The sequence below is a fragment of the Paenibacillus sp. LK1 genome (assembly GCF_002750415.1).
Lineage (GTDB): Bacteria > Bacillota > Bacilli > Paenibacillales > Paenibacillaceae > Paenibacillus > Paenibacillus taichungensis.
In genome coordinates this window covers 62,658-83,931 of the sequence record NZ_PEII01000010.1, presented here as the reverse complement: position 1 = coordinate 83,931, position 21,274 = coordinate 62,658, and the positions used below count along the sequence as shown (strand labels likewise).

The following is a 21,274-nucleotide window of genomic DNA, read 5'->3' as shown; positions in this document are numbered from 1 at the left end:
TGCCAAGCGCTGAATAGATGGATAATGGGAAAGTGTATGTGCCAATGGCCGTGCACTTTTCCCGTTTTCTTCAATAGAATGCTCATCATTATACAATGAACATTGAAACAGAAGGGTGTGGGGGAATCATGAGCAAGCCGCTGGATGTTATGTACATACCGATGCTTGATTATGAAGAGGCTTGGAACCGCCAGAAAGCGATTGTGCAGCAACTGGATGAGGGAGAAGGAGCGGAACAGATGCTGTTGCTCCAGCATCCGCCGACGTATACGATCGGTTCACAGAATCACCCGGAGCACCTGCTTCTCAGTGAAGACGAACTGCGGGAGCAAGGCATCTCCTTGTTTCAAATTGACCGTGGCGGTGATATTACTTATCATGGCCCTGGCCAGTTGGTAGGTTACCCGTTACTTGTTCTTGGGCGGGATGAAGCCTTGGATTTGCATGGCTATTTACGTTGTCTGGAGCAGATGATTATTGATTATTTGGCTGATCAGGGTATTGAAGCGGGACGTAAAGAGTCTTACACAGGTGTATGGATCGGAGATTTAAAAATTGCCGCCATCGGTGTAAAGTTCAATCGGTGTAAACATCGGCGCGGCTTCGTGACGAGTCACGGATTTGCTTTTAATATCACCTCGGGAATTCAGCACGCAGGCTTTCAGGGTATTGTTCCTTGCGGGATTGAGCAGTATGGTGTGACCTCGTTGGAGGATATTACAGCCAAGACCTACACTGTAGAACAGGTTGCGCACGATATCGTTCCATATTTTAATCGGATTTTCCCGTATGAGATTGCCTGGATTACAGAAAAAGAAGCCCTTCCCCGTCTGTAAATCAGACAGTCAAAGGCTTCAGGTTTCTATCCGAACAATAAAGGTTCGAGCGCAATGAAAAGGGTGGACCCAATCATGGCGAGCAGCATGAGATAGATAATGATGCGGAACCATTTCTTTTTTTGCATGATGAGAGAACTCCTTTCAACAAATAAATAAACTGACCATAGTAATTGTATTGTACCGTATCGAAGAAAGGTAGGAAAGTCCTATGATAAAACAGCAACGTGTTATTGATCATTTTATGGAACTGGTGCAGATTGATAGTGAAACAACCCATGAACAAAATATATCAAAAGTGTTAAAAGAACAGTTTACTCAGCTGGGCCTCAGTGTATATGAGGACGACACCATGGAGAAAACTGGACATGGCGCTGGTAATCTCGTGGTTACCTGGGAAGCCGAGAATACTGAAGAAGCAGCACCAATCTTTTTCACATGTCATATGGATACCGTAACGCCTGGACAAGGAATTAAACCTGAGCTGGGTGAAGACGGTTGGATTCGCAGTGATGGCACGACAATTCTGGGTGCAGATGACAAGGCGGGGATTGCCGCTTTGTTTGAAGCGATTCGAGCTATTCAAGAGAACAACCTTCCACATGGAAAAATTCAATTTGTGATTACCGTAGGTGAAGAGTCGGGTCTGGTTGGTGCACGTGCAATGAATCCGAAGGATATTGAAGCCGAGTTCGGTTATGCCCTGGATTCCAACGGAGCCGTGGGTACAATCTGTGTGGCTGCTCCGGCCAGAGCGGAAATTCAGATGAAGATCTATGGGAAATCCGCACATGCGGGTGTGAATCCGGAAGACGGCATCAGTGCCATTCAAGTGGCGGCCAAAGCAATTGCAGCGATGAAGCTGGGACGAATTGATGATGAGACTACAGCGAACATCGGCAAATTCCAGGGTGGATCAGCACTAAACGTCGTCTGCGATTTTGTGCAGATTGAGGCTGAGGCCCGCAGTATTGTGCAGGAGAAGGTAGAACTTCAAGTGGCCCAGATGCGTGAAGCTTTGGAAACGACATGCCGCAAATATGGTGCAACCGCTGAATTCCGCAGTGAGATCCTGTATCCTGCATTTGGCTTCCATGATGAACACGAGGTTGTTCAGCTTGCACAGCGTGCCATTCGGAGCCTGGGGCTGGAGACTAGCACGTTTGCATCCGGTGGTGGCAGTGATGCCAACATCTTCAATGGGTTCAACATACCTACGGTCAACCTGGCTGTAGGCTATGAGGACATCCATACGACGAAAGAACGCATCCGCGCCGAGGATATTGTGAAACTATCTGAAGTGGTTGTGGCTATTATTCAGGAAACGGCTGCAAGTAAAAAGTAATCCAAAAAGACTGAGGGTGAAACTCCCCCATGCTTCAACTGAAAAGTCCGAATCCGGTACAAACCGAGTTCGGACTTTTTGGCAAAACCATGTTATATTTCATGGGTATTGCAGACCAAGAACAGTATCATTTACGTCCAGCGAGCATATCGATTAATTTGGCATCTGGACCCCACTCACGCATCCATTGTCTGAGTATGAGCTGGACTTGTCTGGCTTGTCCGACCACGTGTACGGATTGCGGTGTTAAATAACTGTTCATTGGTTGTCCCCCTAATTTGCTATATTTGTTTGAAATCGCTATAAGCTCACCATATGCCAAAAAACAGAGGTTTATACGTATAAAGAGAATCAAAATTCGAAGAAGTGGAGTTGAAGAACAGATGAACCCAACCAATCATAAGCATCCTGCCAATCCAAAACTTGACGAAGAGACCATATCGACAAAGCCCATCTTCGAGGGCAAAGTCATATCCCTTCAAGTCGACACAGTCAAGCTGCCTAACGGTCAGACTGCTACCCGTGAGATCATCCGTCATCCTGGAGCGGTGGCTGTCCTCGCGCTGAATGGAGATCGTATGCTCGTCGTTGATCAGTATCGTCAGGCCATGGGACGTACCGAAGTCGAGATTCCGGCAGGCAAACTGGACCCAGGAGAAGAACCTGAAGTGGCAGCAGCGCGTGAATTGCGCGAAGAAACCGGTTATGTAGCCAAATCACTGCGGCATCTGCGTTCATTTTACACTTCGCCAGGATTTGCGGATGAGATCATCCATTTGTATATCGCGGAGGAGCTCGAAGCAGGGGAGATGGCTTTAGACGAAGATGAATTTCTTGAAGTATCCGAGATTACAATTGAAGAGGCTTATCAGTTGATGGATCAGAATCGGATCAGTGATGCCAAAACGATGCTGGCTGTGTATGCATGGGATCTTTACAGAACAACAGGACGGTTTTAATGATGAATGAGCAACAGGTAGCGTCTGCAGGGTGGGAGCCTTGTTATGCAGACCTCCATATTCACATTGGACGAACTTCGCGCGGAGAAGCTGTTAAAATCAGTGGCAGCCGTGATCTGACCTTCGAGAACATTGCTAGAGAAGCCTCGGATCGCAAAGGAATTCATCTACTCGGTGTCATTGATTGTCACTCTCCGGTTGTACAGATGGACATCGAACAGTTGCTTGAGAACGGCACGATGTCCGAGCTTGAGGGAGGGGGCATTGCGTATCAGGACACAGCCATCCTGCTGGGTACAGAAATAGAGCTGCGCGAGCCGGGGATGCGGGAGTTCCATATGCTGGCTTACTTCCGTGATCTGAAAACCATGAAGTCCTTCACGGACTGGATGAAACGTTATATGAAAAATGTAAACCTGAGTTCACAGCGGGTATATGTACCCGCGCTTGAGATGCAGGCCGAGATAAAGGCGCGTGGTGGGCTTATTGTGCCAGCGCATGCGTTTACCCCGCATAAAGGCATATATGGCAGCACAGCCCCTCGTATGGCTGATGTGCTGGATACGAGTCTGATCGATGCCGTTGAGCTCGGGCTAAGCTCTGATTCTTCCATGGCCAGTTATATTCGGGAACTGGATCAGGTCCCCTTTCTGACCAACTCGGATGCTCATTCTCTGGGCAAGATTGGACGAGAGTACAATGAGTTGCAACTCGCAAAGCCTTCCTTTGACGAATTTAGTATGGCACTTAAAGGACAAGCAGATAGAAACATTACAGCCAATTACGGTTTGAATCCAAGACTCGGCAAATACCATCGTACCTATTGTGCATCCTGCGGTAGCATTATGGACGAGCATGCGATGTCGGCGGAACGTTGTCCATATTGTGGTAGTTTGAAGCTTGTGCAGGGTGTACTCGATCGTATAATGGCAATCGCTGATCGGGAGAGTCCGCATGTTCCAGCAAACCGACCTGCTTATCACTATCAGGTACCTTTGGAATTTATCCCGGGTTTGGGAAAAGCCAAACTGCGCCAGCTGCTGGACCGCTTTGGTACGGAAATGAACGTATTACATCGTACAAGCGAGGATGAACTTGCAGAGGTCGTTGGACCAGTTCTTGCAGGTCTTATCGTTGCTGCGCGGAATGGTCAACTGGAATTGTCATCTGGTGGTGGGGGCACTTACGGAAAGGTGTCCAGCAAGGAAAGTTCAGAGTAGAGAAGTTTGCGGTAGGGTCATAAAGTGAAGTTAGCATCATTGGTACGGGAATGGCATTTTGTCATGAAGAAGAAATTGGAATCTGGACAAGAAGTCATACGTGTGCATTCCGGTTCATAAGAATGACTATGAGGATTTCACTCGACATCCTTGCAGCATGATAACCGGAAAGGGGACTCGTACCTGTATGCGTTCTGCCTACTTCACATTCAAAGGCCAAACCTCTTTATATGTATTCGTGGCTGTCTTGTTTCTGGTGGGTGTCATTTTTGGCGCCCTGATGGTTAATGCCCTATCCCTTGAACAACGCCAGGATTTGGAGGGATACCTCGGTAACTTCTTCATGACGGTACAGCACAGCGGACAGGTGATTGAGACCGGAACCTATTGGGACATTGCCATGCTTCATCTAAAGTGGGTTGGCCTGATCTTCATTCTGGGTTTATCGGTCATCGGCCTGCCGGGCATATTGGTTCTGGATTTTCTGAAAGGAGTGCTCATTGGTTTTACAGTGGGTTACCTTGTCGGACAGTATTCATGGAAAGGGCTGTTATTTGCCCTGGTTTCCGTTGCGCCTCATAATTTATTCGTGATTCCGGTACTGCTCATTTGCAGTGTGTCGGCCATGACCTTTTCCTTATACATTATTCGGAACCGTGTTCTGATGCAGCGGACGCCAGGTCGTCAGAAGCCTTTTGCTTCATATATGGTGTTAACTCTCGTTATGGCAGCACTGCTGCTAGGGGTTGCGTCATTTGAAACATGGGTTACACCTGCGATGATGCGCTGGGTCACACCGATGCTACTACCAGCTTAGCTTTGCGCGTGATAGTGTAAAATGTTGACTTTAATTATGTACTCCCCCTATAATGAAAGAAGTGGGTTAAGTTGCAGTGTGCAGTGATTTCCTAGGGGGAGGGAGAAAATGGAAGCACGGATCGATAAAATTAAGCAGCAACTACAGTCCCAAGGATATAAATTAACGCCCCAGCGGGAAGCCACCGTAAGAGTACTTCTTGAGAATGAAGAAGATCATCTGAGCGCAGAAGACGTATTCATGCTCGTGAAAGAAAAGGCTCCCGAAATCGGTCTGGCAACCGTGTACCGTACCCTCGAACTGCTGAGTGAGCTGCATGTTGTAGAGAAAATCAACTTCGGCGACGGTGTAGCGCGTTATGATCTACGCGGAGATACATCCAAGCATCACCATCATCACTTAATCTGTGTTCAATGCGGAAGTATGGATGAAATACGTGAAGACTGGCTTGGACCGCTTGAAGAGCGACTGGAGCGGGAATTTAACTTTTCGGTAGTAGATCACCGATTGGATTTCCATGGGATTTGTTACCGTTGCAAAGCTAAAAATGACCAGAAGCCCAAAGACGAAGAATAACATAGCATATCTTCAAGCTCTCACCGGCGGTTTTGACGGGAGAGCTTTTTTGGTCCAGCGTGTGATGTGAGGTTTACCCTGAAGGTCATATTCTTGTGTTCGGTAACATACCCTGATTCTAGACGAGTCGGATTCGAACCAGAAAGGGGTACAACCCATGATTATATCGCTGCGGAGAGGACTCCGTTTTATTCGATTTATCGTATTTTTTGCTGCATTAGTTTATCTGTTCTATCATGTCCTGGATTTGTTCAACGGATGGATCTCACCTGTGGACCAATATCAGATGCCAACAGGAAATGCGGTTAAAGTATTTCAGGAAACGGTTTGGCCAAGTAACGGGGAAGGACGTCCTACAATGGCAGAGCGTCTCCGTTTATTTTATTGGTACGGAGAGTAGCTGGACAGCCAGGGATGCAAATACGGAAGCAGGTTGCCCGTGTGGCAGTCCTGTCAGATGAGGAGCGTTGTGCATGAAGCAGACGATACACGCCTATGCCTTATACTTGGAAGAGGATAAAGGGATGTCGAGCAGCACGCTGGAATCGTATCTTCGGGACGTGGACAAGTTCATCGAATTTGCGGATAAAGAATACGGTATCCGGGAAGCGGAGCAGGTGCGCCGGACACATGTTATCCTGTTTGTAGGTCAGCAGAAACAGGCAGGACGTGCGAATGCAACCATTGCCCGCAGCGTCGTATCCCTGCGCTCCTATTTTCATTTTTTGATGCGGCGTGGTGACATATTACAGGACCCTACGTTTGATGTGGAGGCTCCAAAAGCAGACAAGACACCACCGCAGGTGTTAACCATCCAAGAGATCGAATTGCTGCTCGCATCCCCCGATACCCGTTCACCGCAAGGGGTGCGTGACCGGGCCATGCTGGAGCTATTGTATGCGACAGGCATTCGTGTATCTGAACTGATTGCACTGGATGTGCGGGACGTACAGCCAGGCATGCGCTTTATCCGCTGTGGAGGTGCCGGTAAAGAACGAATTTTGCCAATAGGTGCGCCTGCAGCAGAGTGGGCAAGTGTTTATGTGAATGAGTACCGCAACCTGCTAATTAAAAATGATACGGACGAGCAGGCTCTCTTTGTCAACGTATCCGGTAGAAGATTAACCCGGCAGGGCTTCTGGAAGCTGCTCAAAAAAGCAGCGATGGATGCGGGAATATCGGGTGAAATTACACCACATACGCTGCGTCATTCCTTTGCCGCTCACCTGATTGCCAGTGGGGCAGATACCCGCGCGGTGCAGGACATGCTCGGTCATGTGGAGCAGCCTGGGCAACAATATGGACATCATGGCCGCAAAACGATGAAAGAGATTTATGAATCTCATCATCCGCGGGCAAAATAGTTTCTACTTGGATATAAATCTGCAAAAAAAAAGCGGAACAATAGTCTGATTTAGGATAAAATAAATTGAACACATTTAAACGCCGTTATACATAAGCGAATGCATCATTTCAGTGTGTAGTTTTGATTGATGCCATTTGCGGATACAGACGGATCGTTTCAACTCAAGGGGGAACATCTTATGACAGCATTAAACCAACAGATGATTTTGGAAGCGGCATCTTACATCCAAAGCAAAAGTTCCATTAAACCGGAAGTCGGTTTGATTTTAGGTTCAGGACTTGGCATTTTAGCAGAATTGATTGAAGATGGCGTCAGCATCGCCTATCAGGATATTCCGCATTTTCCGGTGTCCACAGTAGAGGGACATGAAGGTGAATTGCTGGTGGGAACCATCAAAGGCCGTCCGGTCGTCATGATGAAAGGTCGTTTCCACATGTACGAAGGATATGGCCCGGAACTTACTGCCTTCCCGGTGCGTGTTATGAAAGAACTGGGTGTAACTTCCTTGCTCGTAACGAACGCTGCAGGTGGAGTGAATACCTCTTATGAGGCTGGTGACCTGATGCTGATCTCGGATCATCTGAATCTCACAGGCAAGAATCCATTAATCGGACCGAATGACTCCGCGCTGGGTGTGCGTTTCCCAGATCTGTCCGAAGCGTACAGCCGCCGTCTGCGTGCGCTCGCGAAGGATACAGCCGCGTCACAAGGTTTTGATGTACGTGAAGGGGTATACGCAGGTATGCTTGGTCCAAACTACGAGACACCAGCTGAGATCGTGATGCTGCGTACGTTGGGTGCGGATGCTGTCGGCATGTCTACCGTTTCTGAGGTTATCGTAGCACGCCACGCCGGCCTGGAAGTGCTCGGTATTTCTTGTATCAGCAACATGGCTGCCGGCATTCTGGACCAGCCGTTGTCGCATGATGAGGTTATGGAGACGACAGAACGTGTTCGTGAATCGTTCCTGGCCCTTGTGCTGGCTGTTATTCCACAAATGTAACTGACCATTAAGAAAAGGCGATCTACCCTAATGTGATTCATTGGGGCAGGTTGCCTTTTTTATTTCCTTAACGGCTGTTCACTCATCCAGTAGTTCAGGCTCGTTTTTTGGTGTTTCACATGGATTACATAAAAAGTTCGGGAAATCATTCTTTACATGGAATAATTTACTTCAATCGGGCCGACAATGATTAGCAGTACATGCATGCATGGAACATGCAGTAAGCAAGTCATTTGAGGAGGTAACCTTAGTGAAGAAACGAATAATGGCATCGTTCATGACCCTTTGTATCCTGCTGTCCCTGATGGCATCAACCGCGCTGGCTGAAGAAACTCCCAAAGCAGCGGGGGGAACAGATTTGGCCCCGTCGGCACGCTCCGCCATTTTGATGGATGCAGATACGGGCACGGTCATTTTTGAGAAAAACAGTCATGATCAGCTGCCTCCGGCGAGCATTACGAAGATTATGACCATGCTGCTCACCATTGAAGCGGTCGATTCTGGCAAGTTGAAGCTGACGGATAAAGTGAGAACGAGTGAATATGCTGCATCCATGGGTGGATCACAGATTTTTCTGGAACCTGGGGAAGAGATGTCGGTCGACGATATGTTAAAAGGGATTGCTATGGCCTCTGGTAATGATGCTTCTGTAGCAATGGCTGAGAAAATTGCTGGCTCAGAGGAAGCCTTTGTACAACTGATGAATGAACGGGCAAAGGAGCTCGGCATGAAGGATACTCATTTTGCCAACTGTAACGGCCTTCCGGTAGATAATCATTATTCTTCCGCGCATGACATTGCGGTCATGAGCCGTGAACTGCTGAAGCATCCCGGAATTACGAAATATACTGGTGCATATCAGGACTACCTTCGTAAAGATAGCGAGAAGCCATTCTGGCTGGTGAATACGAACAAGTTAGTTCGTTTCTACTCCGGTGCGGATGGGTTGAAAACAGGATATACTTCCGAAGCCAAGTTTTGTCTCTCGGCTACAGCGATGAAGGATGGTCTGCGTGTCGTTTCCGTAGTGCTGGGCGAACCCAATACCAAAACACGCAACAGCGAAGTGTCCTCGATGTTTGACTATGCTTTTGGGCAATACACGATGAAACCTCTGTACAAGTCAGGGGACCTGCTGGGCAGTCTGAAAATTGAAAAAGGTGAAGTTGCTGAAGTGCCGCTGAATGCAACACAAAATTATAGTGTGCTGATGCGTAAAGGTGCAAAATCGGATGAGATCCGTCATGAATTGCTGATGGCCAAAGAAGTAAAAGCTCCGGTCAAAGCAGGTCAGAGTGTAGGTAAACTAGTCGTCTACCAGGGCAATGAAGTTATCAAGGAATTCGACATTCAGGCTCCGCAGGATGTGGACAAGGCTGGCTGGTGGAAGCTGTTCAAACGCACAACCTCCAATCTGTTCGATTAAACGGCGATTTATGCAGGTTGCGTACATCCTTTGAACATATTTTGTAGTTAAATAGGGGTTTTCTTCTAGTTTTGTCGGGGGGCAGGAAAAGCCTTCGGGAACGTAGAAATCCTTGTTCAAGACAGGGAGGAGAGTGAGCAAACGTGAACTTGCATGTGGAAATGGAACATCACCGCGGGATTCTGATTGTGCGATTATCCGGGGAGCTGGATCACCATACAGCTGACATGGTACGGATGCAGATGGATGAAGCCATCCAGCGCAGACAATGCGAGCATCTGGTACTCAGCCTGAAAGATCTGCAATTTATGGACAGTTCGGGTCTGGGTGTCATTTTGGGAAGATACAAGCTCATTAAGAATAAAGGCGGCAAGATGGTTGTCTGTGATGTCAATCCGCCAGTGTATCGTTTGCTGGAAATGTCGGGTTTGTTCAAGATTATGCCGATTTACGAAAATGAGGGAACTGCTCTCTCGGGTCTGGAGGTCGTCTCATGAATGAAGGAACGGGGACAAATTTCATGAATCTGCAATTCGCGGCCAAGTCGGAGAACGAATCGTTCGCACGGGTGACGGTTGCTGCCTTCATCTCCCAGCTTGATCCTACGATGGACGAGCTTAGCGATCTGAAGACAGTCATTTCGGAAGCCGTAACGAACAGCATCATCCACGGTTATAACAACAATCCGGAAGGTGTCGTGTCCATTCAAGCCGAGATTCGCGATGACATGATCACCATCATTGTGGAAGACCGCGGTGAAGGCATCGAAGATCTTGAACTGGCCAAACAGCCGTTGTATACGTCCAAACCCGAACTTGAGCGCTCGGGCATGGGCTTCACCATTATGGAAAACTTCATGGATGAATTCGAAGTCAGCAGTGAGCCCGGCAGAGGCACCTCCATCAAGATGAAGAAAAGGATTGAATCCAAGAAAGCATTGTATAATTAGGGGTTGGTGGTCTTATGGATGCTGAAGTGAAACAGTCTTCACAGACCTATTTGGACGATGCCGAGGTCAAACGGCTGATTGCGCTCAGTCAGTCGGGTGACCATGTCGCACGGGATACGCTGGTGAACTGCAACATCAGACTCGTCTGGTCCGTCGTACAACGTTTTATGAACAGGGGATATGAGCCGGAAGATCTGTTCCAGATTGGTTGTATCGGGCTGCTCAAATCGGTGGATAAATTCGATCTCAGTTATGATGTAAAATTCTCCACCTATGCTGTCCCGATGATTATCGGAGAAATTCAGCGCTTCCTGCGGGACGACGGCACCCTTAAGGTCAGTCGTTCACTGAAGGAGATGGCGAATAAAGTCCGCAAGAAAAGGGATGAGTTGTCCAAAAACCTGGACCGTCTGCCCACGATCAAGGAAGTGGCTGAAGAGCTGGGGGTAACCCCGGAGGAAGTTGTTTTTGCGCAGGAAGCGAACAAACCGCCTACCTCTATACATGAGACGGTTTTTGAGAATGACGGTGATCCGATTACACTAATGGACCAGATCGCCGACGAGTCTCAGGAACGGTGGTTTGACAAACTGGCGCTAAACGAAGCAATTGGCGGTCTCAGTGAGAGGGAACGGCTGATTGTATACCTCCGGTATTACCGGGATCAGACCCAGTCCGAGGTCGCCAGTAGGCTGGGTATATCCCAGGTGCAGGTGTCGCGGCTGGAGAAAAAAATACTTCAATCCATCCGCGACCAGATCGCACAGTGATTTTGGTTTGCAGGCAACAATATTGGTGTTAAAACACCAATATACGACAACTAACAACCTTCTATCGCGCGTTAATATGCGAAGAAGGTTATTTGTCGTTAGCCTGGATGGGTTTGGGACGATTCGACTGCAACAATAATATCAATCCAATGATACATGCGGTTCCCAGCCATTGAAATAAACCAAAAGGCTCATGTAACCAAATAACAGTGGTGCCAACGGCAGCAAGAGGCTCCGCACTTCCCATTAAACTTGTTTCTTTGGCTGTCAGGCTTTTTAAACTTTCGATATAGAACCAGAATGCAATCATTGTCCCTAAAATAATGGTAAAGGCCAAATATCCGTAGGTTTCCAAACGCAAGCTGGCAAAGTCCATTTTCCATGGTGGGTGGATGAGACTTAGTGCAGCCCCTCCGATAATCATTGCCCAGCCGACTACGACGAGTGAATCAAACTTTTCAATCAGTTTCACGGCGTAGAGGGTATAGAAGGCAGCGGCAACTCCGGATAACAATCCCCACAAAACTGCGGGTAAAGGCACAGACAATTGGGAGAGAGAACCATTAGTCAGTAGAAGAAAACACCCGCTCAGAGCCAGAATCGCTGATATAACATCCTTTCTGGTCAGAACAGCCTGTTTTCGCCAGATCATATAGACCATGATCATGACTGGTGACAGATATTGAAGTAGTGTCGCCACTGCGGAGTTGCCATGTTGAATAGACGCCATGCACGTATATTGAACAGCGAGCATCCCGAATAATCCGAAAGTGATTAGCTGCAAGGCTGTTTTTTTCTGCTTCCACATATCGAAAATTTGCGAGCGCCTTGTAGTAAAGGATTGAACCGTCAGCAGCAGTATACCCGCAATCAGCAGTCGTACCGTTACAAACCAGTTGACTTCGATTCCGTATTGTTGAAACAGTTTTTGTGAAACCGTTCCACCAATGCCCCAGCATATCGCTCCTGTAAGAACGAAGAAGAGGCCTGATTTTCTGGATCTTTGAATAGATATTTTCATGAATAGCGTCCTCACCTTAAATATAAGAATAGTGCTATATTAAAACGTGATAGGCTATAATAATATCAATATCGCACAGATAAATATCATTATATTGAGATGAGAAAATATGCTTAAAGTAGAATTCAGGATTGATCAAAACGGGAAGGAACTAACGGAGCATCGTACAGTTACTCTGCCTGTTGCGTGTTATGAAACCACAATTGTACGCAATGTTCACGGGCATATTCCTTTGCACTGGCATGATGAATTGCAGTTTGTTTTGGTTGTCCAGGGCGAAGCTCTTTTTTATGTAAATGATCAAAAGATCGTTGTGCCACAAGGCGACGGGCTGTTTATCAACAGTGGTTATATGCACATGGCAGAGGAACGGGGGGAGAAGGATAATTGTATTTATCTTTGTCTAAATGTCTCTCCGCAATTTGTTGTACCATCCGAGTTATATTTGAAGTACGTTCATCCTTATATCTCAGCAACCAATTTACCTTATCTTCATATCAAAAGGGAAGTTCCCTGGGGAGCTCAAGTCCTGAACGCCATTCGGCATGTTAAAAAGGACCTGGCTGAGCAGGCTCCATTTTACGAAATGAATGTGGCTTCAAGCCTTTTAACGATATGGAAACATCTGATTACAAGCGGATACGCGCTGGAATATGATCCATCCAAAATCATTAGAAGCAGGCGAATAAAGGACATGGTTGAATGGATTCACCTGCACTCCGCTGAACCAATCAAATTGGAGGATATTGCGAGGGCGGGTCAGTTAAGTCGCTCGGAAACCTGCCGTTATTTCAAGCAAATGCTGAAGACAACCCCTATGCAGTATGTAATCGATTATCGCATCCAAAAGAGCGTGGAGCTGTTGCAACTCCAGGAACGCAGTATAACCGAAATTGCTTATGAAGTTGGATTTAATAGCACAAGCTATTTTATTAATCAGTTTCGCAAAATCATGCAAATCACCCCGTTGAAGTTCAGAAGAGAAATGGAGTTGAGGAATAAGGAGGGTTATTGAGCAGTGAAAATGAAGGTATTGTTATCCGCGCTGCTGATAATCACGGCTATTGTTTTTGTACATGCGTTATTTCCCCAAAGATACCTGATCCCCAAGTTTCTTATCAGACAATTCATAAGATCTTCTCTTCTCAGTAAGTCGCTATAATAGCGGCTTTTTTTTGTTTGTTTAACAAAAGGATTGTGAAAAAATAAAGTCCAAATTCACCATCTATTATTTCTCTTACTACAGCCTTCCAGCATATTTATTTCAGTCCTTTGGAAAAAAGGGACCCATGCAGCGGAGGGATGGAATCGGACAAAGGAGCGAAGCGTGAGGGTTCGTCTAAGGATACACACAAGCAACGCAGGCGGCAGATTAGACCTGAAGAAGCGAAGCGTTCGCCTTTGTCTCCGAATTTCTACACTAGTAGAAATCAATCAAGAAAATTTGGAGACAACAGCGATCGGAAGGTTGGTCTGCAGCTGGAGTGCCTGCGTGTAGTTCTCTTACTAACCTGAGAGCAACAGCGACCGATGGCCGATCCATCCCGAAGCGCCCTCAGTGTCTACAAAACCTTTTTCCAACCAGAATGTAATAAATTTGCACATTCTTCAAATACTAACCTAAATTACGCAGTAAAGGAGTGTTCCGGATGTCCCTGACACCCACTCCAACGGTCTATGTTCGATTGCGCAGCCGTATTCGTATCCAAAGGGGCCGAAGTGTCAAGCTTGGAGATGTAGCTCACTTGCTCACCTCTCCCGAAGAAAAGGAAGGAAGGCTGCTTGAACTTGAATTGCTGCGCCCCGGACCGGAGGATGGCAATCTGATCCTCATTGATATATTGCAGATCATACCTCAGATCCGTCGGGCCTTACCAGATGTCACCGTTGAATTGATCGGATCGGGTCATACGCTTGTTGAGGTAGTTGCGGGAAGTGGCAAACCTTCCAAATCCCTGTTTATCCTGGTGTGGCTGCTGCTTTTCTTTGGATCAGCGTTGACCATTATGAATTTTCATGCTGACGTAAACATGCAGGAAGTTCAGATTCGAATTGTAGAGATGATTACAGGCCGCCGGGATGAGCATCCGTATCTGTTTCAGGTGGCGTATTCAATCGGGATAGGATTTGGCATGGCCGTGTTCTTTAATCATTTATTCAAGAAAAAGTGGAATGAAGAACCTACCCCTTTGGAGGTGGAAATGTTCCTATATCAGCAAAATGTAGACAAGTATGTGGTGATTGAAGAAACCGAACGTATGCATGAAGAGGAACGCAGGGAGATGAATGCGGATGAGCGTTCTTAACGGAGCAATCAGCATTGTGCTGGGTATTGCGGGGGGGATCGCGGTCGGAAGTGGTGTGATTGCGCTTATTCTCGTGCTTGATATGATCCCAAGACTAGCTCAGCTTACGCGAACCTATGACAAAACCCATTGGTATGAAGGGGCCTTGATCGGAGGTTCGCTGCTCGGTACCGTTGCGGATTTTTGGCACTGGAAGGTGCATGGAGCGGTGTTGCTGAGCCCGATCATCGGACTGTTTTGCGGTGTGTTCATCGGTCTGCTTGCTGCGGCACTCACAGAAGTGTTGAATGTACTGCCAGTGCTGGCGAAACGACTGGGCATGAAATCGTATCTATTTGGATTGCTGCTTGCCATGATTTTGGGGAAGATGACAGGCTCCCTGTTTGACTTTTTTGTATACCAGCGTTGAAACGTTTGGCCTAAGGAGGATGGGAAATGGACGTAAGATCAGACAACGACGGGCATAACTCCAGCGAAGCAACATCCGAAGAGATGATGCATAAATCTCCTTATGAGATTCAGGAGGAAGAAGAAAAGAAGGCTTACGAAAAAAAGAAGCAAAATGAAATGTCTGACAGTATCGAGGAATCAGTAGAATATTGGCAGGAAAACGACGATATTTCCCCTCGCATGAGTGATAACAGATATACGCTTCAACAAGTGTTGGGACTTGGGGAGTCCTTTGATGTGAATATGAGGGAAATGGTCTTGGGCGGCAAACACGTTGGATTACTGCTGCTGACTGGATTTGCGAAGGATGAAATTTTGCTCGAAGTGTTAAAAAGATTAACGTATCTTACACCGGAGCAAGTGTCTGGACATGCACTGAAGTCGTATTTCGAATGCTACATTCCTCATATTCAAGTTGAGCGAGTGGAGAAAATGAGTGCTGTCATTAACAAGGTCCTCACAGGTATGAGTGCCATGTTCGTCGAAGGGGATCGTTCCGTTATTGTTATGGATACCCGTAGCTATCCGGTACGCTCACCAGAGGAACCTTCGCTGGAGAGAGTGGTCCGTGGTTCTAGAGACGGGTTTACAGAGACACTTCTGACCAACGTGGCGTTAGTACGCCGAAGAATACGGGACCCTGGATTAAAGTTTGAAATTATGCAGGTCGGACGCAGATCGCAAACGGATGTCTGTGTTGTATATATTGATGATATCGTGGACAAGGTTCAGGTAGATTCCGTTCGCGAAAAAATCAAACGAGTAAATATCGACGGTATCCCTGCTGCCGATAAGCAGCTTGAAGAAGCGATTATTAACAAGGGTTGGCACCCGTATCCGTTGGTTCGGTATTCGGAACGACCGGATGTGACAGCTTCCCATCTGATGGACGGACGGGTGGTTGTATTTGTAGATACTTCACCCAGTGTGATGATTCTGCCCACGACCTTTTTTGACCTATGTGAGCATGCGGAAGAGAACAGACAGACCGCCTTTATGGGAACCTATCTGCGTTGGGTACGATTTGGAGGTATTCTGATTTCACTTTTCCTGTTGCCGTTGTGGTTGCTGATGGTTATTGACCCTGCCATTAAGCCAGCAGGAATGGAGTTCATCGGCCCTCACGAGAATGCACAGCTTCCGCTGATTCTGCAGTTCCTGCTTATTGAATTCGGGGTGGATTTATTGCGGATGGCAGCAGTTCATACCCCGACGCCACTCGCTTCGGCTATGGGTTTGATTGCGGCCATTTTGGTCGGAGATATCGCCGTGAAAACAGGTTATTTTGTGAATGAAGTTGTACTTTACATGGCGATTGCTGCCATTGGTATGTTTGCAACACCCAGTTATGAGCTTGGTTTGGCGAATAGGTTGGTCAGGTTGTTTTTGCTCGTTGCTGTGGCGATATTCAAGGTTCCCGGCTTCGTTGTCGGGACGACGTTCATTATTGTGGCGCTCACCTTGCATCGCTCCTACAACTCTTCGTATCTCTGGCCATTCATACCGTTTAATGCAAAGGCTTTGGGTAACTTTTTATTCCGTTTGCCACTGTTGGAGAATAAAAAACGTCCTTCGATCAACAAAACGCGTGACAATACCAAAATGGACAGTGATCCGGACGGGGAATTGCAAAAAAGTAAAAAACACAAATGATCTGCCGAAAAATCCATTCTTCTCATTCACTAATTTGATATACTGGTGTAAAATCATTGGAATAACAGCTGTTCCAGTATATAAAAAGTGAGGAATGCAGATATGTATTTACATGGTACAAGTAAAATAAATGCACAGGGACATCTGGAAATTGGCGGAGTCGATACTACCGTCATGAAAGAACAATTTGGAACTCCCCTGTATGTTGTGGACGAGCAATTAGTTCGTGAGCGTTGTAGAGAGTACATGGAAGCGTTCCGTGCTTCAGGCCTGGGTTTCCAAGTTGCTTATGCAAGTAAAGCATTCTGCGTAATGGCCATGTGTGCCCTTGCTGCGGAAGAAGGACTTTCCTTAGATGTAGTATCCGATGGTGAATTGTTCACGGCACTACAAGCCGGTTTCCCGGCAGAGCGTATTCACTTCCACGGCAACAACAAAACATTGGAAGAGATCGAAATGGCGCTTGATGCAGAAATTGGCTGCTTCGTTGTAGATAACTTCAATGAACTGCATCTGTTGCAGGCTGTAGCATCGGACAAAAATCGTAAAGTAAACATTTTGCTTCGTGTGACGCCTGGTGTTGAGGCCCATACACATGAATATATTTCCACAGGTCAAACAGATTCCAAATTTGGATTCGATATCGGCAATGGTACAGCATTTGAAGCGATTGACTTGGCTTCCAAGCAGTCTAACCTGGTATTGCTCGGTGTGCATTCCCACATCGGTTCCCAGATCTTCGAAGTTGAAGGTTTCCAGATGGCTGTTCAACGTGTTGCTGAATTTGCAGCAAGTGTATATGAACGTCTTAATGTTGCTTTCAAAGTGGTTAACCTGGGTGGTGGATTCGGAATCCGTTATATCGATGGAGATACACCGCTTGAAGTTTCACAATACGTGAAAGCGATCACGGATGCGGTAAAAAATCATTTTGCTCAAATCGGCTATGCCGTGCCTGAGATCTGGGTTGAACCAGGCCGCAGCATCGTAGGTGAAGCCGGAACAACACTTTACACAGTTGGAACAAGCAAAGATATTCCAGGGGTTCGTAAATACGTAGCTGTGGATGGTGGAATGACAGACAATCCACGTCCAGCGCTGTATGAGTCCAAATATGAAGCTGTATTGGCAAACCGTGCAAATGAGGCAGCTCAGGAAACGGTATCTGTTGCTGGTAAATGTTGTGAGAGCGGCGATATGCTGATCTGGGATTTGGACCTGCCCAAAGTGCAAAGCGGCGATCTGCTCGCAGTAGCCTGCACAGGTGCTTACAACTACTCCATGGCAAGCAACTATAACCGGATTCGTCGTCCGGCAGTTGTATTTGTCAAAGACGGTCAAGGGGATGTTGTCGTACGCCGTGAGACGTATCAGGACATTATCCAGAATGATCTGGTACCTGAGCGTATTGCAAAACAGCCAGTTACCCGTTAATTTAAGTTCAAATAGCGGAGTTCTATATGAAGAAGACAAAAAAGGACACTCTTTTTTGTCTTCTTTTGCATGTTTAGGGCCGGATTTTGAAAAAAATCTTGCTGATTATTTTGCGATCAATCCATTTTCGGTGTACACTAAGAAAAGTGCTATAAAGCTTGGCCCAGGGTCATGCGTTCTGGCACCATTAACGATGGTCATTACGAAAGGAGTCATTTACATATGGCGAAACAAGCGAAAATCAAAATGGCAAACGGCGGAGAAGTTGTAATCGATTTGTTCGATCAAGAAGCTCCAAACACAGTAGCAAACTTTGAAAAACTGGCTAACTCCGGTTTCTACAACGGTCTTGTATTCCACCGTGTTATTCCGGGCTTTGTAGCTCAAGGCGGATGCCCTAACGGTTCCGGTGCAGGCGGCCCAGGTTACACAATCAACTGTGAAATCAACCCGAACAAACATGAGCGTGGAACATTGGCTATGGCACATGCAGGCCGTAACACAGGCGGAAGTCAGTTCTACATCTGCTACCAACCGCAACCACATTTGGATGGACAACATACTGTATTTGGTAAAGTAACCAAAGGTATGGAGTTCGTAGACGCTTTCGAAGGTCGCGACAAAATGGAAACTGTTGAAGTAGTAGAAGCTTAATCAATAACTGTATGTAAACCGTTTCGCAATTAGCGAAGCGGTTTTTGTTTACACTTAAGCTTATTAAAAGTTAGTATGTGACAAAAAGGAACAAAAAACAATTGATTTTTTGACGTTAAAGTGCTAACATCCAATTAATAACGCAACGAATCCTTCAGGGCAGGGTGCAATTCCCTACCGGCGGTGATGCAGTATGTGAGGATATCTATCCAGCATTGATGCAAAGTCCGTGACCCGTCTGCCTGTGGCAGATGGCTGATCTGGTGTAATTCCAGAACCGACAGTATAGTCTGGATGGGAGAAGGAGAGGGTGCAGTCTTTAGGGGCCGCATTCCGCAGGAGTGTTGCTGTACAGTTTTTGACGAATTCATTTCCTGTGCAGGGAGAAATCCGGTTACTTCCGGAAATCTTCATACATATGCCACATCATAGAAGCTCTTTACCTGTAATTGAAGTTCATTAAGGTATGTGTCTGCTTTCACTTGCCTGAAATGAAGTTTTGGGCGATGTGTTGTTGGCGATGTATCAATAGTACTGCTGGTGACACATGTCTCTCATCATCCCCATCGAACGGTTTGTTCGACGGGGATTTTTTATTGGATATGGAACATGCCTCTCTGTTGGAAGGGAGGTCTATAACTTAAGATTTTAACCGTGGGGTGAACGGACTTGGAAATGATTAATGATGAATTTTATATGGCGCTGGCACTGGATATGGCAGAACGGGCACAAGGACAGACCGGAATCAATCCGGTAGTCGGTTGTGTCGTTGTAAAAGAAGGACGTATCGTGGGCCTCGGAAGTCATCTCAAACGGGGAACGGGTCATGCAGAGGTTCATGCGCTGAACATGGCGGGCAGTGATGCTGAAGGCAGTACAGTATACGTTACGCTTGAACCCTGTAGCCATTATGGCAAGACTCCACCATGCAGTGAACGTCTCATTCATGAGAAAGTGAAACGTGTCGTCGTATGCTGCGAAGATCCGAATCCGCAAGTCTCCGGCAGAGGGATCAGCATGCTGCGTCAACAAGGGATCGAAGTTGAAGTTGGAGTGCTGCGTGAGCGCGGAAGACGGATGAACGAGAAATTCATCAAATACATTACAACAGGTCTCCCCTTTGTAACTTTGAAGACGGCCTCTACTCTGGATGGCAAAATCGCTACGCGTAGCGGTGACAGCAAATGGATCTCTAACGAGTCAGCTCGCGAGATTGTTCACGCGCTTCGTCATCGCCATCAAGGGATTATGGTTGGTGTGGAAACGGTCATTGCAGACAATCCCGAACTCACGACTCGCTTGCAAGTGGAAGGGATCAGCCCGGTACGAATTGTGGTCGATTCCAAGCTGCGTCTGCCTGTAGGAGCCAAAATGGTCAAGGATGGCCTTGCACCAACTTGGGTGCTTACAACGGATGAGGCGAGCCCTGAAGCGGCTGAGCGGCTGGAAGCCTATGGGGTGGAGATTATACGTTGTGGTCCAGGACCACGTGTTGATCTGTTGAGTGCACTCAGCAAGCTTGGTGAGCGTGAAATTGGTTCGATTCTGCTTGAAGGCGGGGGCACTCTGAATGGCGCCATGCTGGAAGCACGGTTGGTAGATCGACTGCTCATGTTCATTGCTCCGAAAATTGTTGGAGGATACGAAACACCAGGCAGTTTCCGCTTCGAGGGTGTAGAGCGCATGAGTCAGGCAATTCAATTGCATCAGCTGGAAATTGAGCAAGTTGGAGATAATATTAGCATTGGCGGAATTCCGGTTTGGCCTGAATAAATGAATTAACGATAACGAAATAAATAAAGGAGGCGGTAGCATGTTTACCGGTTTGGTGGAAGAAGTCGGTCAGATCCGGCGTATAGGTCGGAAAGGCGAAGCGATGGTCCTGAATATCGGAGCTTCCGCCATCATGAACGACTTGAAGATTGGCGATAGTGTAGCTGTGAACGGGGTATGCTTAACTGCGACAACCCTGGAGGGTGGCGGATTTACTGCCGATGTGATGCCCGAGACATATCGACATACCAATCTTAGTCAATTGCAATCAGGGAGCAAAGTTAATCTGGAGCGAGCCATGCTGTCAGGTGGTCGTTTTGGCGGGCATATCGTTCAGGGCCATGTCGATGGCACTGGGGTCATTGGAAGCATTACACGTGACCAGAATGCAATTGTTTTCGAGATCAAACCTGATGATACGCAACTGTTCAAATATCTGATACCCAAAGGGTCTGTAACCCTGGACGGAATTAGTCTGACCGTTGTGCATACTTCACAGAGTGCATTCACTGTATCCATTATTCCACACACCATTGGTGAGACGGTATTAAATGTGAAAAAGACGGGTGATACCATCAATATTGAATGTGATATTTTGGGCAAATATGTGGATCATCTACTGCACTATGGTAAGGGACATCAGGAGACAGGTGCGGGTAAGCCGAGAAGTATCAGTGAGGATTTCCTCGCTAATCACGGATTTGCTTAACAAATCG

At 47.0% G+C, this 21,274-nt stretch carries 24 protein-coding genes and 1 riboswitch; of the genes, 21 read left to right on the top strand and 3 right to left on the bottom strand.

Annotated elements, in window-relative coordinates:
• Positions 1-128 precede the first annotated feature (128 nt).
• Positions 129-836, top strand: a complete 708-nt coding sequence (gene lipB, locus CS562_RS21615; protein ID WP_099858197.1) for a lipoyl(octanoyl) transferase LipB — start codon at positions 129-131, stop codon at positions 834-836.
• A 26-nt stretch (positions 837-862) separates the two neighbouring features.
• Here lipB and prli42 read toward each other — a convergent pair whose 3' ends face one another.
• Positions 863-964: a stressosome-associated protein Prli42 gene (gene prli42, locus CS562_RS21610; protein WP_090810668.1), complete on the bottom strand. Its 102-nt coding sequence runs from the start codon at positions 962-964 to the stop codon at positions 863-865.
• An 83-nt stretch (positions 965-1,047) separates the two neighbouring features.
• On the opposite strand from prli42, the gene CS562_RS21605 reads away from it, so the two are divergent.
• Positions 1,048-2,181, top strand: a complete 1,134-nt coding sequence (locus tag CS562_RS21605) for a tripeptidase T (RefSeq protein ID WP_076291900.1) — start codon at positions 1,048-1,050, stop codon at positions 2,179-2,181.
• A gap of 127 nt (positions 2,182-2,308) precedes the next feature.
• Here the strand turns inward: CS562_RS21605 and CS562_RS21600 are convergent, their stop codons facing one another.
• Positions 2,309-2,443 (bottom strand): Z-ring formation inhibitor MciZ, encoded by a 135-nt coding sequence (locus tag CS562_RS21600; protein WP_099858196.1) that lies wholly within the window; start codon positions 2,441-2,443, stop codon positions 2,309-2,311.
• A gap of 121 nt (positions 2,444-2,564) precedes the next feature.
• Here CS562_RS21600 and CS562_RS21595 point away from each other — a divergent pair, with 121 nt between their 5' ends.
• The 11 genes from CS562_RS21595 to sigF all read left to right on the top strand — a co-directional run bounded on the left by CS562_RS21595 (position 2,565) and on the right by sigF (position 11,267).
• Positions 2,565-3,140 (top strand): NUDIX domain-containing protein, encoded by a 576-nt coding sequence (locus CS562_RS21595; RefSeq protein ID WP_099858195.1) that lies wholly within the window; start codon positions 2,565-2,567, stop codon positions 3,138-3,140.
• Positions 3,140-4,360, top strand: a complete 1,221-nt coding sequence (locus tag CS562_RS21590; RefSeq protein WP_373561758.1) for an endonuclease Q family protein — start codon at positions 3,140-3,142, stop codon at positions 4,358-4,360. The genes CS562_RS21595 and CS562_RS21590 overlap by 1 nt, the downstream gene beginning before the upstream one ends.
• Before the next feature lie 187 nt (positions 4,361-4,547).
• Positions 4,548-5,177, top strand: coding sequence for a stage II sporulation protein M (spoIIM, locus tag CS562_RS21585; RefSeq protein WP_076291903.1), 630 nt, complete (start codon positions 4,548-4,550; stop codon positions 5,175-5,177).
• Between the two features lie 108 nt (positions 5,178-5,285).
• Positions 5,286-5,753, top strand: coding sequence for a ferric iron uptake transcriptional regulator (gene fur, locus CS562_RS21580; RefSeq protein ID WP_024630961.1), 468 nt, complete (start codon positions 5,286-5,288; stop codon positions 5,751-5,753).
• A 157-nt stretch (positions 5,754-5,910) separates the two neighbouring features.
• Complete coding sequence (locus CS562_RS21575) at positions 5,911-6,153, top strand: DUF4227 family protein (protein ID WP_024630960.1); 243 nt, start codon at positions 5,911-5,913, stop codon at positions 6,151-6,153.
• Positions 6,154-6,226: 73 nt separating this feature from the next.
• A complete protein-coding gene (locus tag CS562_RS21570) occupies positions 6,227-7,117 on the top strand; it encodes a tyrosine recombinase (RefSeq protein ID WP_076291904.1) in 891 nt (296 codons plus the stop codon).
• 180 nt (positions 7,118-7,297) lie between these two features.
• Complete coding sequence (locus CS562_RS21565; protein ID WP_076291905.1) at positions 7,298-8,122, top strand: purine-nucleoside phosphorylase; 825 nt, start codon at positions 7,298-7,300, stop codon at positions 8,120-8,122.
• Positions 8,123-8,426: 304 nt separating this feature from the next.
• Entirely contained in the window at positions 8,427-9,548 is a 1,122-nt protein-coding gene (locus CS562_RS21560) for a D-alanyl-D-alanine carboxypeptidase family protein (RefSeq protein ID WP_246318228.1), read from the top strand.
• A 143-nt stretch (positions 9,549-9,691) separates the two neighbouring features.
• Entirely contained in the window at positions 9,692-10,045 is a 354-nt protein-coding gene (gene spoIIAA / locus CS562_RS21555; RefSeq protein ID WP_036663380.1) for an anti-sigma F factor antagonist, read from the top strand.
• Positions 10,042-10,497, top strand: a complete 456-nt coding sequence (gene spoIIAB, locus CS562_RS21550; protein WP_062324397.1) for an anti-sigma F factor — start codon at positions 10,042-10,044, stop codon at positions 10,495-10,497. Before spoIIAA ends, spoIIAB begins: the two co-directional genes overlap by 4 nt.
• Positions 10,498-10,511: 14 nt before the next feature.
• Entirely contained in the window at positions 10,512-11,267 is a 756-nt protein-coding gene (gene sigF, locus CS562_RS21545; RefSeq protein WP_076291907.1) for an RNA polymerase sporulation sigma factor SigF, read from the top strand.
• A gap of 88 nt (positions 11,268-11,355) precedes the next feature.
• On the opposite strand, the gene CS562_RS21540 is transcribed toward sigF, so the two are convergent.
• Positions 11,356-12,288: a DMT family transporter gene (locus CS562_RS21540; protein WP_099858194.1), complete on the bottom strand. Its 933-nt coding sequence runs from the start codon at positions 12,286-12,288 to the stop codon at positions 11,356-11,358.
• Positions 12,289-12,397: 109 nt separating this feature from the next.
• Here CS562_RS21540 and CS562_RS21535 point away from each other — a divergent pair, with 109 nt between their 5' ends.
• The 8 genes from CS562_RS21535 to ribE all read left to right on the top strand — a co-directional run bounded on the left by CS562_RS21535 (position 12,398) and on the right by ribE (position 21,267).
• Entirely contained in the window at positions 12,398-13,303 is a 906-nt protein-coding gene (locus CS562_RS21535; RefSeq protein WP_099858193.1) for an AraC family transcriptional regulator, read from the top strand.
• Positions 13,304-13,937: 634 nt separating this feature from the next.
• Positions 13,938-14,594, top strand: coding sequence for a stage V sporulation protein AA (locus tag CS562_RS21530; RefSeq protein WP_076291910.1), 657 nt, complete (start codon positions 13,938-13,940; stop codon positions 14,592-14,594).
• Complete coding sequence (locus tag CS562_RS21525; RefSeq protein WP_076291911.1) at positions 14,575-15,003, top strand: stage V sporulation protein AB; 429 nt, start codon at positions 14,575-14,577, stop codon at positions 15,001-15,003. Before CS562_RS21530 ends, CS562_RS21525 begins: the two co-directional genes overlap by 20 nt.
• Before the next feature lie 83 nt (positions 15,004-15,086).
• Positions 15,087-16,697, top strand: coding sequence for a spore germination protein (locus CS562_RS21520; RefSeq protein ID WP_099858268.1), 1,611 nt, complete (start codon positions 15,087-15,089; stop codon positions 16,695-16,697).
• Positions 16,698-16,799: 102 nt separating this feature from the next.
• Positions 16,800-18,131, top strand: a complete 1,332-nt coding sequence (gene lysA / locus CS562_RS21515) for a diaminopimelate decarboxylase (protein ID WP_099858192.1) — start codon at positions 16,800-16,802, stop codon at positions 18,129-18,131.
• 222 nt (positions 18,132-18,353) lie between these two features.
• Complete coding sequence (locus CS562_RS21510) at positions 18,354-18,785, top strand: peptidylprolyl isomerase (protein WP_024630947.1); 432 nt, start codon at positions 18,354-18,356, stop codon at positions 18,783-18,785.
• Between the two features lie 146 nt (positions 18,786-18,931).
• Positions 18,932-19,095, top strand: a riboswitch (FMN riboswitch).
• A 359-nt stretch (positions 19,096-19,454) separates the two neighbouring features.
• The gene (gene ribD / locus CS562_RS21505) at positions 19,455-20,558 is read left to right on the top strand and encodes a bifunctional diaminohydroxyphosphoribosylaminopyrimidine deaminase/5-amino-6-(5-phosphoribosylamino)uracil reductase RibD (RefSeq protein ID WP_076291914.1); all 1,104 of its coding nucleotides are present in this window, start codon (positions 19,455-19,457) and stop codon (positions 20,556-20,558) included.
• 40 nt (positions 20,559-20,598) lie between these two features.
• Positions 20,599-21,267 carry a riboflavin synthase gene (gene ribE, locus CS562_RS21500; RefSeq protein ID WP_099858191.1) on the top strand — a complete coding sequence of 223 codons (669 nt, stop codon included), beginning with the start codon at positions 20,599-20,601 and terminating at the stop codon, positions 21,265-21,267.
• The last annotated feature ends 7 nt before the right edge of the window (positions 21,268-21,274 follow it).

Excerpts from the sequence above, each read along its gene's own strand:
- spoIIM (WP_076291903.1), top strand. The coding sequence starts at position 4,548 with ATGCGTTCTGCCTACTTCACATTCAAAGGCCAAACCTCTTTATATGTA.
- CS562_RS21525 (WP_076291911.1), top strand. The coding sequence starts at position 14,575 with ATGCGGATGAGCGTTCTTAACGGAGCAATCAGCATTGTGCTGGGTATT.
- CS562_RS21510 (WP_024630947.1), top strand. The coding sequence starts at position 18,354 with ATGGCGAAACAAGCGAAAATCAAAATGGCAAACGGCGGAGAAGTTGTA.
- lipB (WP_099858197.1), top strand. The coding sequence starts at position 129 with ATGAGCAAGCCGCTGGATGTTATGTACATACCGATGCTTGATTATGAA.
- CS562_RS21590 (WP_373561758.1), top strand. The coding sequence starts at position 3,140 with ATGATGAATGAGCAACAGGTAGCGTCTGCAGGGTGGGAGCCTTGTTAT.
- CS562_RS21520 (WP_099858268.1), top strand. The coding sequence starts at position 15,087 with ATGATGCATAAATCTCCTTATGAGATTCAGGAGGAAGAAGAAAAGAAG.
- fur (WP_024630961.1), top strand. The coding sequence starts at position 5,286 with ATGGAAGCACGGATCGATAAAATTAAGCAGCAACTACAGTCCCAAGGA.
- lysA (WP_099858192.1), top strand. The coding sequence starts at position 16,800 with ATGTATTTACATGGTACAAGTAAAATAAATGCACAGGGACATCTGGAA.
- ribE (WP_099858191.1), top strand. The coding sequence starts at position 20,599 with ATGTTTACCGGTTTGGTGGAAGAAGTCGGTCAGATCCGGCGTATAGGT.
- CS562_RS21565 (WP_076291905.1), top strand. The coding sequence starts at position 7,298 with ATGACAGCATTAAACCAACAGATGATTTTGGAAGCGGCATCTTACATC.
- CS562_RS21575 (WP_024630960.1), top strand. The coding sequence starts at position 5,911 with ATGATTATATCGCTGCGGAGAGGACTCCGTTTTATTCGATTTATCGTA.
- CS562_RS21560 (WP_246318228.1), top strand. The coding sequence starts at position 8,427 with ATGGCATCAACCGCGCTGGCTGAAGAAACTCCCAAAGCAGCGGGGGGA.
- spoIIAB (WP_062324397.1), top strand. The coding sequence starts at position 10,042 with ATGAATGAAGGAACGGGGACAAATTTCATGAATCTGCAATTCGCGGCC.
- CS562_RS21595 (WP_099858195.1), top strand. The coding sequence starts at position 2,565 with ATGAACCCAACCAATCATAAGCATCCTGCCAATCCAAAACTTGACGAA.
- prli42 (WP_090810668.1), bottom strand. The coding sequence starts at position 964 with ATGCAAAAAAAGAAATGGTTCCGCATCATTATCTATCTCATGCTGCTC.
- CS562_RS21540 (WP_099858194.1), bottom strand. The coding sequence starts at position 12,288 with ATGAAAATATCTATTCAAAGATCCAGAAAATCAGGCCTCTTCTTCGTT.
- CS562_RS21570 (WP_076291904.1), top strand. The coding sequence starts at position 6,227 with ATGAAGCAGACGATACACGCCTATGCCTTATACTTGGAAGAGGATAAA.
- CS562_RS21535 (WP_099858193.1), top strand. The coding sequence starts at position 12,398 with ATGCTTAAAGTAGAATTCAGGATTGATCAAAACGGGAAGGAACTAACG.
- CS562_RS21605 (WP_076291900.1), top strand. The coding sequence starts at position 1,048 with ATGATAAAACAGCAACGTGTTATTGATCATTTTATGGAACTGGTGCAG.
- CS562_RS21530 (WP_076291910.1), top strand. The coding sequence starts at position 13,938 with ATGTCCCTGACACCCACTCCAACGGTCTATGTTCGATTGCGCAGCCGT.
- sigF (WP_076291907.1), top strand. The coding sequence starts at position 10,512 with ATGGATGCTGAAGTGAAACAGTCTTCACAGACCTATTTGGACGATGCC.
- CS562_RS21600 (WP_099858196.1), bottom strand. The coding sequence starts at position 2,443 with ATGAACAGTTATTTAACACCGCAATCCGTACACGTGGTCGGACAAGCC.